This window comes from Bradyrhizobium sp., from assembly GCF_004799405.1.
GTDB lineage: Bacteria > Pseudomonadota > Alphaproteobacteria > Rhizobiales > Xanthobacteraceae > Bradyrhizobium.
The window spans coordinates 1-12,814 of the sequence record NZ_SSMW01000032.1 but is presented as its reverse complement, the minus strand read 5'-3'; the positions used below and the strand labels follow the sequence as shown (position 1 = coordinate 12,814).

The 12,814-nt window shown below is 63.8% G+C and carries 14 protein-coding genes and 1 tRNA gene; 5 read left to right on the top strand and 10 right to left on the bottom strand.

The annotated features are described in order from the left end of the window. Positions 1-134: 134 nt before the first annotated feature. From E7813_RS05765 to E7813_RS05745, 5 genes are all read right to left on the bottom strand, one after another. Positions 135-632, bottom strand: coding sequence for a TPM domain-containing protein (locus E7813_RS05765; protein WP_291571756.1), 498 nt, complete (start codon positions 630-632; stop codon positions 135-137). A gap of 17 nt (positions 633-649) precedes the next feature. Next, positions 650-1,555 (bottom strand): YgcG family protein, encoded by a 906-nt coding sequence (locus tag E7813_RS05760; protein WP_291571753.1) that lies wholly within the window; start codon positions 1,553-1,555, stop codon positions 650-652. 22 nt (positions 1,556-1,577) lie between these two features. Beyond that, positions 1,578-2,183, bottom strand: a complete 606-nt coding sequence (locus E7813_RS05755) for a LemA family protein (protein WP_291571751.1) — start codon at positions 2,181-2,183, stop codon at positions 1,578-1,580. A gap of 135 nt (positions 2,184-2,318) precedes the next feature. Then, positions 2,319-4,646, bottom strand: a complete 2,328-nt coding sequence (locus E7813_RS05750; protein ID WP_291571749.1) for a xanthine dehydrogenase family protein molybdopterin-binding subunit — start codon at positions 4,644-4,646, stop codon at positions 2,319-2,321. Positions 4,647-4,769: 123 nt separating this feature from the next. Beyond that, positions 4,770-5,645 carry a dihydrodipicolinate synthase family protein gene (locus E7813_RS05745; protein ID WP_291571747.1) on the bottom strand — a complete coding sequence of 292 codons (876 nt, stop codon included), beginning with the start codon at positions 5,643-5,645 and terminating at the stop codon, positions 4,770-4,772. Between the two features lie 190 nt (positions 5,646-5,835). Between E7813_RS05745 and E7813_RS05740 the strand changes: the two genes are divergently transcribed. Beyond that, positions 5,836-7,239 carry a TAXI family TRAP transporter solute-binding subunit gene (locus E7813_RS05740; protein WP_291571745.1) on the top strand — a complete coding sequence of 468 codons (1,404 nt, stop codon included), beginning with the start codon at positions 5,836-5,838 and terminating at the stop codon, positions 7,237-7,239. A 2-nt stretch (positions 7,240-7,241) separates the two neighbouring features. On the opposite strand, the gene E7813_RS05735 is transcribed toward E7813_RS05740, so the two are convergent. Then, entirely contained in the window at positions 7,242-8,255 is a 1,014-nt protein-coding gene (locus tag E7813_RS05735) for a 1-aminocyclopropane-1-carboxylate deaminase (protein WP_291571743.1), read from the bottom strand. Positions 8,256-8,455: 200 nt separating this feature from the next. Here E7813_RS05735 and E7813_RS05730 point away from each other — a divergent pair, with 200 nt between their 5' ends. After that, positions 8,456-8,701: a hypothetical protein gene (locus E7813_RS05730; RefSeq protein ID WP_291571741.1), complete on the top strand. Its 246-nt coding sequence runs from the start codon at positions 8,456-8,458 to the stop codon at positions 8,699-8,701. Positions 8,702-8,766: 65 nt separating this feature from the next. On the opposite strand, the gene E7813_RS05725 is transcribed toward E7813_RS05730, so the two are convergent. Together E7813_RS05725 and E7813_RS05720 are read right to left on the bottom strand one after the other, a co-directional pair. Continuing rightward, positions 8,767-8,841 (bottom strand) — tRNA-Glu (locus E7813_RS05725). Between the two features lie 53 nt (positions 8,842-8,894). Further along, positions 8,895-9,242: a hypothetical protein gene (locus E7813_RS05720; protein WP_291571739.1), complete on the bottom strand. Its 348-nt coding sequence runs from the start codon at positions 9,240-9,242 to the stop codon at positions 8,895-8,897. On the opposite strand from E7813_RS05720, the gene E7813_RS05715 reads away from it, so the two are divergent. The 3 genes from E7813_RS05715 to E7813_RS05705 all read left to right on the top strand — a co-directional run bounded on the left by E7813_RS05715 (position 9,229) and on the right by E7813_RS05705 (position 11,907). Then, on the top strand, positions 9,229-10,254 hold the full coding sequence (locus E7813_RS05715) for an RluA family pseudouridine synthase (protein WP_291571738.1): 1,026 nt from the start codon (positions 9,229-9,231) through the stop codon (positions 10,252-10,254). The genes E7813_RS05720 and E7813_RS05715 overlap by 14 nt on opposite strands. A 216-nt stretch (positions 10,255-10,470) precedes the next feature. After that, positions 10,471-11,370 (top strand): RNA polymerase sigma factor RpoH, encoded by a 900-nt coding sequence (gene rpoH / locus E7813_RS05710; RefSeq protein WP_291571736.1) that lies wholly within the window; start codon positions 10,471-10,473, stop codon positions 11,368-11,370. 186 nt (positions 11,371-11,556) lie between these two features. Then, a complete protein-coding gene (locus tag E7813_RS05705) occupies positions 11,557-11,907 on the top strand; it encodes a hypothetical protein (protein WP_291571734.1) in 351 nt (116 codons plus the stop codon). 21 nt (positions 11,908-11,928) lie between these two features. Here the strand turns inward: E7813_RS05705 and E7813_RS05700 are convergent, their stop codons facing one another. Further along, entirely contained in the window at positions 11,929-12,543 is a 615-nt protein-coding gene (locus tag E7813_RS05700; RefSeq protein WP_291571732.1) for an N-acetylmuramoyl-L-alanine amidase, read from the bottom strand. Positions 12,544-12,577: 34 nt separating this feature from the next. Then, the coding region (locus E7813_RS05695) for a diguanylate cyclase (protein WP_291571730.1) at positions 12,578-12,814 on the bottom strand (237 nt) is incomplete at its 5' end.

The window sequence follows — 12,814 nt, the reverse complement described above, 5'->3', positions numbered from 1 at the left end:
ATCTTCGAGATCATATGGCGCGTCCGGACCTACTTGAAATTGACATTTACAGTATCCCGGAAGCGGCTGAACTCGTCAGCGCGCCGCAAGCGTCCGTTCAAGTAAATAATTCCCCTCCAGGGGAGGGTAATAATCTAAATCACCACCGGTGCATCGGGCAATTCGTTGCGCCCGACCCCGTGCTTCGGGAAATATTTCGCCAGTTGCCGCGAGACTTCGCCGATGCCCTTGATGACGCCACCCTCGAAATTCCCTGCCCTGAAATCGGTCTCCATGTCCGCGCAGATTTTCTGCCAGACGGCGGCGCCGGCTTTGGCATCGATGCCGCGATCGGCGATGATCTCGACGGTGCGGTCGGCCAGCAGCAGATAGATCAGGACGCCGTTATTGTGGGCGGTGTCCCAGATCCGCAGTTGCGAAAAAACATCCAGCCCCCGCTCGCGCGCCGGCTGATCGCGGAACAGCGGCACGCCGTCGAGCGCGCCTTCCACCACGAAACGAACCTGGCCGGCATGGGTGGCCTCGCCCGCTTTGATCGCCTGCTCGATCGCAGCCAATGCCTGCGGCGGAAAAATCCGCCGCACCCGCCAGTGATGCTCGAGAAGATGCCTGCCGATGCGCCTGATGCCCATGTCCGCCAGCTCCAGTCCTACCAGCTTCCCGACGCGCCGCCGCCGCCGAAACTGCCGCCGCCGCCGCTGAACCCGCCGCTATCGCTCGAACCGCCGCCGCCGCTCCAGCCGCCGCCTCCGGAATACGAACCGCCCGACCAGCCGCCCCTGCCGCGCGGACCCGGCGCGGTGATGCTGTCGCTGAACATCGTGAAAGCCGATGCGACGAGGCCGGCGATCCCTGAGACGATCAGCGATCCGAAGATAAACCACACTACAACGCCGATCAGGCTGCCGGTCGCCAGCGAACCGAACAGCCGTCCGAATATGCCGCGAAATACCCCTCCGAGCACCAGCACGATGATGATAGAGAACGGATTGAACGGATTGAGGAACTGGGTGAAATCGGAACCCGATGACTGCGGCTGCTGCGGCCGCGGCGCCGGCGCGGGCAACGGTTCGCCATCGACAACCGCCATGATCCGGTCGACGCCGCTGGAAATGCCGCCGGCGAAATCGCCGCTCCTGAATTTCGGCGTGATGATTTCGTCGATGATGCGCCGTGCGGTGACATCGGTGAGCGCGCCTTCGAGGCCATAGCCGACCTCGATGCGCAGCTTGCGGTCGTCCTTGGCGACAAGCAGGATCGCGCCGTCGTCGATCTTCCTGCGGCCGATCTTCCAGGCTTCCGCGACCCGGATCGAATATTGCTCGATGGTCTCGGGTGCTGTGGTCGGCACGATCAGCACCGCGATCTGGCTGCCTTTGCGGTCTTCGAAATCCTTCAGTCTTTGCGTCAGCGAGGCAATGTCGCTGCCGGAAAGCGTGCCGGTCTGGTCGACTACCCGCCCGGTGAGCGGCGGCACGGCAACATCGGCTGAAGCAGTGAACGTCAACGTCCAGCACAGCAGCAGCGCCAGAAGGCAGGCTCTTGCAGCGTTCATCGCGAACAATCTGTCTATCGGTCTACTTGGCAGCGGGCGCCGGATTGAAATCCACCTTCGGCGCGGTCGAGATTTCCTTTTCGTTCTCGACCGTGAAGTTCGCCTTCTCTTTGTATCCGAACGCCATGGCCGTGAGATTGGTCGGGAACGAACGGATCGTGACGTTGTAGTCCTGCACCGACTTGATGTAGCGGTTGCGCGCGACCGCGATGCGATTCTCGGTGCCTTCCAGTTGCGACATCAGGTCGTGAAACAGCGCGTCGGATTTGAGCTGCGGATAGTTCTCGGTCACCACCAGCAGCTTCTGCAGCGCGCTGGTCAATTCGCCCTGGGCGGCCTGGAATTTCGCAAACGCGCCGGGATCGTTGACGAGTTCCGGCGTCGCCTGAATGCTGCCGACCTTGGCGCGGGCATTGGTGACGCCGAGCAGCACGTCCTTTTCCTGCTGCGCAAAGCCTTTCACCGAGTTGACAAGGTTGGGCACGAGATCGGCGCGGCGCTGGTACTGGTTCAGCACTTCGGACCAGTTCGACTTGACCTGCTCGTCATTGGTCTGGATCGCGTTGTAACCGCAATTGGTAAGGCTCAGCGTCGCCAGTGCCGCCAGTACGGTCCATAGTCTGCGCATCGAATTTCTCCCCGGTGATATTTTGCTGGAGGGTATCAGAATGATGTGACAAGGGACAATGTCATTCCGGGGCACAAGGTCCGCTGCGAGCTCAGTCCCACCTCTCCCATCGGGAAGGGTCGACGACACGTCGACTCATACTCGCACCGCTCTCGCCTCCCTGATCGCCTGCCAGACCTTCAGCGGCGACAGCGGCGTATTGAGCGTCTTGATGCCGAGCTCGCTGAGCGCGTCCATCACGCCGTTGGCGATGCAGGGCGGACCGCCGATCGCGCCGGATTCGCCGCAACCCTTGGCGCCCAGCGGATTGGTGCGGCACGGCGCGGAATCATCCAGCGTCACCTCGATCGGCGGAATGTCGTCGGCGCGCGGGATGCAGTAGTCCTGGTAGCTCGCGGTCAGCAATTGCCCCTCGGGATCGTAGGCCACGCCTTCATACAAGGCTTGGCCGATCCCCTGCGCGACGCCGCCGTGAACCTGTCCGGTCACCAGCATCGGATTGACGGCGACGCCGACGTCGTCGACCGTGGTGTAGCGCACCACCCGCGTGACGCCGGTTTCCGGATCGATCTCGACCTCGCAGATATGGGTGCCGTTCGGCCAGCTCGGTCCGTCGACTTCGCCTTCGCTGTCGACGCTGAGCCGCGCGCCATCTTGCTTTTTCGCGATCTCGAACAGGCCGATGCGCTTGTCGGTGCCGACCACCGTGAGCCAGCCGTCGCGGTATTCGATGTCCTCGACCGAGGCTTCCAGCATATTGGAGGCCTTTTCGCGCGCCTTCGCGATCAGGTCGTTGGCCGATACCGCGACCGCGGTGCCGCCGACGAACAGCGAACGCGAACCGACGCTGCCGAAGCCGGTGGCCAGATCCGTGTCGCCCTGCACCACGTCGATTCTGTCGATGGAGATGCCGAGCGAAGCGGCGACCATCTGCGAATAGGTGGTCTGCAGTCCCTGTCCCATCGCTTGCGTGCCGGAATGCAGGATGACGCGGCCTTCGGCGGTGGCGTGCAGGCTGACCTTTTCGGTATGGGCGCGGCCGCCGGTCCATTCGATGTAACTGGTGAGGCCGCGGCCGTAGAGCAGGCCTTTCTTCCTGGCAGCCTTCTTGCGCGCGGCAAAACCATCCCAATCCGCCAGCTTGCAGGCGCGCTCCAGCATGTGGGCGAAGGCGCCGGAGTCATAAACCTGGCCGACGGCGTTGGTGTAGGGCAGTTGCGCCGGCTTGACGTAATTGACCTTGCGGATCGCGCGCGGATCCATCCCGATCTGGCGGGCCGCGGCGTCCATCAGCCGCTCGACGATGAACACGCCTTCCGGCCGGCCCGCGCCGCGATAGGCGCCGACCGGCGCGGTGTTGGTCATCACGGCCTTGATCTCGTAATGCACCAGCGGCAGATCATAGACGCCGGACTGCACGAAGGGCCCGAGCACCAGCGGAATGATGGTGCCGGCGCCGGAGATATAGGCGCCGGTGCCGCCGATCGAGCGCACCCGATAGGCCAGCACCCGGCCCTTGGCATCGAGCGCGAATTCACCGGTCGAGGTCAAATCGCGGCCGTGGGTGCCGCCGACAAACTCGTCGGTGCGGTCGCCGCGCCAGCGTACCTTGCGCCCCAGTTTGACGGCGGCATAAGCGACCATGCCGTCTTCGGGATAGAGACTGGTCTTCTGGCCAAAACCGCCACCGATATCGCCGACCAGCACGCGCACGCTTTCCTTTGGCCGCTTCAGCACGGCCTCGGCCAGCAGGTCGCGGGTCGAGCCCGGTGTCTGGGATTGCGTATGCAGGATCAGCCGCCCGGATTTCCTGTCGACCTCGGCGATGCTGCTGCGCGGCTCCATCGCGGAAGGGACCAGCCGCTGGTTGACGAGATCGAGCGAAACCACATGCGCGGCGCTGGTGAAGGCGGCCTCGACCGCTGCGGCATCGCCATAGCTCATCGCCGCCACGATGTTGTCGGGTACTTCGGCCCACACCGCCGGCGCGCCGGGTTTGGTCGCCTCGACGGGATCGACCACCGACGGCAGCACATCGTATTCAACCGCGATCGCCTCGGCCGCGGTCTGCGCCGCCACCCGCGAGGTCGCCACCACGGCGGCGACCGGCTCGCCGGCAAAGCGCACGATCTCATGCGCCAGCAGCCGGCGCGGCGGGACGGTCATCGGCGAGCCATCGGGGCGCATGAACACCATCAGCGTCGGCAGCGTGCCGATATCGTCGGCGACCAGATCGGCGCCGGTGTAGACCGCCTTGACATCGGGCGTGTCCGCCGCGGCGCTGGTGTCGACCGATACGATCCTGGCATGGGCATGCGGCGAGCGCAGCACATGCAGCCACAGCGCGCCGTCTTCCGGCCTGTCGTCGATGAACTGTCCCTTCCCGGTCAGGAGACGCTGATCTTCGAGCCGCTTGATGGGTTGACCCGCACCGAAGCGCATATTGCCGGGAAGAATATTCATCAGTTTGTCCTTCGAGTCTTTTGTTCGGTTGTTTGGTCGCTGCGTTCTAGCCGATAGGCAAGGGCCGGGCCAACCCCAGGCGTCATTCCGGATGCGCCATTTGGGGCGCGCCGGGATGACGGCCTATCCGATCTCCTGCAACACCGCTTCGACCGCCTTACGCTCGTCGACGGTCAAGGCGGCCTGCGGCGGAACGGGATCGCCGACATCGTAGCCCTGGATAGCCAACCCGGCCTTGATGCAGGCCGCGAGGTTATAGCGCGCGAAGGCTTCGTTGATACGCCATAGCCGCCGCTGCAGGGCCAGCGCCTCGTCCCAGCGCGCGGCCTTGCAGAGATTGTAGAGTTCCACGCTCCGGCGCGGAATAAGGCACGCCGGTCCGGCCATCCAGCCGACGCCGCCGATCAGCATCACCGCGGCCGGGATATGCGCCGACGCCGAGAACACGCGGATGTTGTCGCCGCAGCGATTCATGATCGACAACAGCCGCCCGGTATTGGTCGAGGCATCCTTGATGTATTGAATCCGCGGATGCGCCGCCAGACGCGCAATCACGTCCAGCGTCAGATCCGAGCGCTGGAATTGCGGATTGGTGTAGATCACCACGGGAATATCGACCGCGTCCGCGATGGCGCGAAAATACGATTCGATCTGCGCATCGCCAAGCGGAAAGTATGCTTCCAGAATGGAGAGGATGCCGTCGGCGCCCATCTTCTGATAGGCCCTGGCCTGCGCCACCGCATCCTGCGTCGAGGTCGAGACCACGCCGGCGACCACCGGCACCCGGCGCCCCGCGGCTTCGATCGCAACCTGCACCACCGCGATGCGTTGCACGTTGTTGAGATAGGCGAACTCGCCGGTCGAGCCGAGCGGCGTCAGCCCGTGCACCCCTGACATGATGAGATCGTCGCAGAGCCGGCCGAGCACTTCGGTGCGGATCTGCCCGTCGGGATTAACCGGCGAGACCAGGTAGGGAAAGACGCCGTGGAAATCGGTCATGGGACTGTTGCCTCAAAAATTGGACGCTTGCCTCGGAAATTCGATCTTCGCAGTCGTCCCGGCCTAATGCAGGGAAGCAAACAGCCCCGCTTTACCCCGGGTTGGGAACCGGTTCATGATTTTTTTCCGAAAGAACCGTGCTATCCTTTGGATGCGGACCCCGTCGGATCATTCGCAACGTGGCAGCAGCATGTCCCCACCAGACGGTTTGAGCAACACGATCGACCTGTCGGTTCGGGGCCGGAAAAAGCAAAGCTCGCCGTTCCTGTTGCTGGCCGTGGGATTGCTGGTGTTCGCAGCCATCGCCGGTACGTCTCTTGTCTTATTGCGGCCGACGACTTTGCGAATTGCGGTTGGACCTCCGGGGAGCGATGACCAGAACCTGATTCAGGCGCTGGCGAAGTCGTTCGCCCGGGACGGAAGTCCGGTCCGGCTTTCGGTGATCACAACCCCCGGCCCGGTCGACAGCATTGCACTTCTCGCGGCTTCCAGGACCGATCTGGCGGTGGTGCGCGGCGATGAAGAAATGCCCGACGGCACGGAGTCCGTCGCAATCCTGCGCAGGAACGTCGTGGTGCTGTGGACGGCTTCCGGGCTTTCGCCCAAAGGCACCAGGAAAGAAGCCAAATCGAAAATCAAGGGGATCGACGATCTCGCCGGTCATCACGTCGGCGTGGTCGGCCGAACCAAGGTGAACGTCACGCTGCTTCGCGTCATCCTGAAGGAATCGGGCGTCGATCCTGAAAAAGTGGCGGTCACCCAATTCGGCACCGATCAAATCGCCGAGATGGTGCGCGATCCGGCCATCGATGCCTTCATGACCGTCGGCCCGCTCGACAGCAAGATCACCTCGGACGCGATCATCTCGACCGCGCGCGTCAGGAGCGAGCCGACGTTTCTCCCGATCGATGTTTCAGAAGCAATTGCCCAGCGGCACCCGCTTTATGAATCCGAGGAAATTCCCGGCAGCTCCTTTAGTTCGTCGCCGGCCAGACCCGATGACACGATCGAGACCATCGGCATCAATCACCTGATCGTCGCGCCGAAATCCCTGTCCGACATTACGGTTGGAACATTCACCCGGCAGCTATTTGCCGCCCGGCCTTTGCTCGCACGAGAAGTGCCAGGCGCCGGCAAAATCGGCAAGCCGGACACCGACAAGGATGCAGCGCTGCCCGCGCATCCCGGAGCCGCGGCATACATTGACGGCACTGAACGCACCTTCATGGATAAGTACAGCGACTACCTCTGGGGCGCGGTTCTGCTGCTTTCGGTGCTCGGATCTGCCAGCGCCGCCGCGCGCCACTATTTCAAGCGGGACGAACGAAAGCTCAATACGCTGCACCGTGAAAAACTGCTGGCCGCGATTTCGCTGGTGAGGAAAATCGATTCCGTCGAAGAGCTGGACCGGCTGCAATACGAAGCCGACGACATCCTGCGTGAAACGCTCGACTGCTACGACGACGGGGCGATCGAGGAAGGCGATCTGGCGGCCTATGGCCTGGTGCTTGAACAATTCCACCACGCCGTGGTCGAAAGACGAACGGTGCTCAGCCAGGCCGCCCCCGACGTACCGCGCATGCGCGCGCTATAGGCTCACCCGTTGCGGAAGGCGTAGGCGTAGCCGTTGATCGCCGGCGCTCCGCCGAGGTGGGCATAGAGAACCTTCGATCCTTCCGGGAAATATCCCTTTTGCACGAGGTCGATCATGCCCTGCATCGATTTGCCCTCGTAGACCGGATCGGTAATCATGCCTTCGAGGCGCGCGCAGAGGCGGATGGCGTCCTTGGTCTCCTGCGACGGAACGCCGTAGGCCGGGTGGGCGTAATCCTCGACCAGGACGACATCGTCCTCGACAATTGGTCTGCCGAGTTCGACCAGTTCGGCAGTGTTCCGCGCGATCGCCAGCACCTGTGCCCTGGTCTGCGCCGGCGTGAACGACGCATCGATGCCGATCACCTTGCGCGCGCGGCCGTCTTTGGCGAAGCCCACCAGCATGCCGGCATGGGTCGAACCGGTGACGGTGCAGACGATAATGTAGTCGAACGCAAAACCCAGTTCTTTCTCCTGCGCGCGGACCTCCTCGGCGAAGCCGACATAACCGAGGCCACCATATTTGTGCACCGAGGCCCCGGCCGGAATCGCGTAAGGCTTGCCGCCCTTGGCCTTCACGTCCGCGATCGCCGCTTCCCAGCTTTCCCGGATGCCGATGTCGAACCCCTGGTCGACCATCTCGATGTCGGCGCCCATGATCCGGCTCAACAGGATGTTGCCGACCCGGTCGTAGACGGCGTCTTCATGCGGCACCCAGCTTTCCTGCACCAGCCGGCACTTCATGCCGATCTTGGCCGCGACGGCCGCAACCATGCGGGTGTGGTTCGACTGCACGCCGCCGATCGAGACCAGCGTATCGGCATTGGAGGCGATCGCGTCCGGAATAATGTATTCGAGCTTGCGCAGCTTGTTGCCGCCGAACGCCAGCCCCGAATTGCAGTCCTCGCGTTTCGCATAAAGCTCGACCTTGCCGCCGAGATGGGCGCCGAGACGTTCCAGCCGCTCGATCGGCGTGGGCCCGAAAGTGAGCGGATAGCGTTCGAACTTCTCCAGCATGCAAGGTGTCCTTCCATCAGGCGGCGGCGTTGCCCCGGAAGCTAGCATCATCGGCGGGCCCGGAGCGAGTGTGAGACTGCGCACATAAACCGCCGCCGGAAGTCCGTAGCTTCACGTCATTGGCGGACCACGAACGACTCAATTTCCCGCAGCCACCAAATTCCGTCGGTTGGTGGGCGATCAAACGAAAGGAACGACAGATGAAGAAGACAGCTCTCATTCTTGCAACGGTTGCCGCGCTGGCGGCCGCCGCGACCGCGCCGGCCGAAGCCCGTGGCCTTCACCGGGCTACCGGCGCCGGCCTTGCCGCCGCCGCGATTGCCGCTACCGTAGCGGCAGAGGCCTACGGCTACGGGCCGGGATATGGCTACTATTACGGGGCTCCGGCCGTGGTTTACGGCGCACCGGTTTATTACGGCGTGGTGCCGCACCGGTACTTCTGGTGATCGCATCGAGATGGCTCGGGGAAACACTCCGGGCCATCGCCCGGCTGACGCGCTGTTGTCGGCGCTGGCGCTCCCTAGGGGAATCGAACCCCTGTTTCAGCCTTGAGAGGGCCGCGTCCTAACCGCTAGACGAAGGGAGCGTGCGTTTGAAGGGAATAGCCTCGAAATCCGCCGGCTGCAAGATGAAGCCGGTTCAGGGCTCGCTGACGAATTTCAGTTTTCCGGTGGCTTTGAGCGTGTGCGCGTCGTAGGTGCGGATTTCGGTCACCCCGCCGATATCCAGCGTCACCACCAGCCGGTCGCCGGCGACCCCTGTGGAAACGATGCGGGCGCCTTTCGGCAGCATCGACGTGGTCTCGGCGGTGACAGTGCTTCCCTCGGTGCGAAAAAGGCGATAGCCGATGGCGACCAGGACGGCCGCTACCGCCAGCGCCGTGGTAAGGCCTGCAATCAGCATCAGCCTCCGCACCCGCGCGAACAAGGCGGCCTGCTCGGGCGTCGGTTCGGGCGCAACGGTTTCAGGCGCAATGGTTTCAGTCATGCAAGGCTCGTCTTCGAAGTCCGGTCAACGTCTGGAGGTCACCGTCGCGGGCGACGAGGGATCGACCCGGCTCGACCGCGTGCTGGCGGTGCGCCTTCCTGAACTGTCGCGCTCGCGGCTGAAGGCGCTGATCCTGGCCGGTTCCGTCAGCATCAAAAGCGTCCCCGTTCGCGACCCCGCTTATCATGTCGCCGGCGGCGATACGATCACAATCGACGTGCCGGAAGCGGTCGCCGCCGAGCCCGCGGGCGAAGCGATCGCGCTCGATATCGTCTATGAGGACGACGACATCATCGTCATCGACAAGCCCCGGGGCCTGGTGGTGCATCCGGCCGCGGGCCATGAGACCGGCACGCTGGTCAATGCGCTGATCGCCCACTGCGGCGCCAGCCTTTCCGGCATCGGCGGCGTCAGGCGGCCGGGCATCGTGCACCGGCTCGACAAGGACACCACCGGGCTGATGGTGGCGGCGAAGAACGACCGGGCGCATCAATCGCTGACCGCGCAATTCGCCGATCACGGCCGCACCGGCGCGATGCGACGCGGCTACAAGGCCTTCGTCTGGGACCTGCCGAACCGGCAGCGCGGCACCGTCGATGCGCCGATCGACCGGCATCCGTTTGCCCGCGAGAAAATGGCGGTGCGTGAGGGCGGCCGCGAGGCCATCACCCATTGGGAAATCGAGGAGAGCTTTGACGGGCGCGACGGCAAGCCGGTTGCCGCCCTGCTCGCCTGCCAATTGGAGACCGGACGCACCCATCAGATCCGGGTGCATCTGGCCCATATCGGGCATCCGCTGCTGGGCGACGGCGTCTATGGCCCGCATTTCAAAACCAAGGCCAGCCACCTCGGTCCCCGGAGCCAGGCCGCCCTGGCCGCCCTCGGACGCCAAGCGCTGCACGCATACCTTCTGGCGCTGGAACACCCCAGAACCGGGGAAATTCTGCATTGGGAATCGCATTTGCCGGAGGATTTGCTTCTCCTGCAGAAAACCCTGCGGGCGACGGAATGACGCAGGCCGTTTGAAATAGCGATGCTATGCCAACAGGTTATGGCAGCCACACGGGGACGTGACGGCGGAAATCCTTCCAAATGCCCATCGATTTAGTGTATGTTGCACCTGCGTTGATTATCCAACGCGGAACATCGCAGGGCGACTGGCTTTAACAAAGCAGCCGCCTGCCTGGCCCGCCGCTATCGGGGGCCTGAACCACTGGAGGGCGCTAAAATGGCCCGTACAGCTACCCTGCCGATTCTCAATGGAGAATCCGGCCTCTCTCGCTACCTCAGCGAAATCCGCAAATTCCCGATGCTGGAACCCCAGCAGGAATACATGTTCGCCAAACGCTTGCGCGAACATGACGATCGCGATGCGGCGCACCACCTTGTCACCAGCCATCTCCGGCTCGTGGCCAAGATTGCCATGGGCTATCGCGGCTACGGATTGCCGATCTCCGAGGTCGTCTCGGAAGGCAATGTCGGCCTGATGCAGGCGGTGAAGCGGTTCGAGCCCGAAAAAGGCTTCCGCCTCGCCACCTACGCCATGTGGTGGATCAAGGCGTCGATTCAAGAGTACATCCTGCGTTCGTGGTCGCTCGTGAAGATGGGCACCACCGCGAACCAGAAGAAGCTGTTCTTCAACCTGCGCAAGGCGAAGAGCAAGATCTCCGCATTGGACGAGGGTGATCTTCATCCCGACCAGGTGAAGCTGATTGCCAAGCGCCTCGGCGTGACGGATCAGGACGTGGTCGACATGAACCGCCGTCTCGGCGGCGATGCATCGCTCAACGCGCCGATCCGCGACGACGGCGAAGCCGGCGAATGGCAGGACTGGCTGGTCGACAACTCGCCCAACCAGGAAGTCATCATGGCCGAGCATGAAGAGTTCGATCACCGCCGCGATGCGCTGAACGGCGCGATCGGCGTGCTCAACCCCCGGGAACGGCGCATCTTCGAGGCGCGTCGCCTGGCGGAAGATCCGATGACGCTGGAAGACCTCGCCGCCGAATTCGGCGTGTCGCGCGAACGCGTGCGGCAGATCGAAGTCCGCGCCTTCGAGAAGGTGCAGTCGGCGGTCAAGGGCACCATCGCCCGGCAGGAAGAAGCCACGCTCCACGCCGCGCATTAGGTTTCGCGGGGTTCGAAACGAGACATCAAAGCCGGCGGCAGCGCCGGCTTTTTTGCTGGGAAAGAGCTTCGAACACCCCAGGTGTCATGCCCCGTACGCCGCGCGATCGCTTCGCAGATCGTATTCTTCACCCTTGAACCTCCTCCCGTTCCCGCTCGACCAAGGTGGGTCCGCGCGAGACCGGCCATGCCCATCACCCTGCAATCGACCGTCGGCGGCTTTACGCCCGAGTTCATCCGCAAGCTGCCGCTGCTCGAGCAGGCGATGGTCGCGCATGGGCTGGAGCCGGCGCAGTTCGTGATCTCAAAGGACCGCGCGACAACGCCCGCGGTGCCGATGCTCGGGCCGTTCTTCTACGACTACACCGTGTTCATCGACGACCGGAATTTCACCGTCACCGAACCGAACGACATGACCTTCCTGGACTATTTTTACCGGCGCTGCATCGCGGCGGATGAGTCGGCGCCGACGCATGGCCGCAAGCGGCGGGCCGGATTGTTCAGCCGCCTTTTCCGCTGGATGGGGCAGCCGATCTAAAGCGCGGAGCGCCTACTCTCCCTACTGCCTCGCCAGGGTCGCCAGCGCGCAGCCTTCGCAGTAGCGGGCGTCCTTGTAGTCGATCCAGTTATGCGCATAGACCCGCTCGAGCGGGATGCCGTAACGCGCGCGCAGCACCTTCACCAGAATCCGCCACGCCGCGATCTGCGCTTCGGTCGCGCCGCGCGTCACGTCGGGATAATTGCCGGCGAACTCCACCCCGATCGAGTTGGTCCGGATCACCTGGTGAAAGGTCGGGCCGTTGTCGATGTATTTGTTGTCGTTGCGGTCGGCGCCGTCGGTATGGGTCGGAATCAGGTTCTCCGGCACCGCCCAGTACACCGTGCCGTCGGTTTCGACCCAGACGGTGACGCCGCGCCGCGTCGGATTTTTCGCCTGCAGCTGCGCGCCGCCGCGCGCCGAACCCGCCGGCCCCTCGGTCTGGTGCACGATGATGTTCTGCCAGGGATTGGCTTTCGACACCTCGCCCCATGGCGCCAGCCAAACCATCTTGAGGCCGGGTATCTCCGGCGTGCCCGACGCATGCGCGATGGTCGCCAGATCCGGCGTTTGCGCGGATGCCGGAGAAAATATCGCGACGACGCAGAGCGCCGTCACCGCCAGGCGAACGTTCATGGTCAGGATCCGGTGAGCGCTCTGGATAGCACGCTCACGCCTGCTTGCGCAGGGCCTGCTCCCGGACGGCCTGGCCCAGCATCGCTTCATCTCCGGGCGCCAGCGGCGGCGCGTGGTCGAACACCACGTGGCAGTTCTTGCCGTCGTTCTTGGCGGCGTAAAGCGCCTGGTCGGCGGCGGCGATCAAACGATCCGGAAACGCGCCGATCTCCGGGGTCCATTGCGCGACGCCGATCGAGACCTCGACCGGGACATCGGCGCCGACACATTG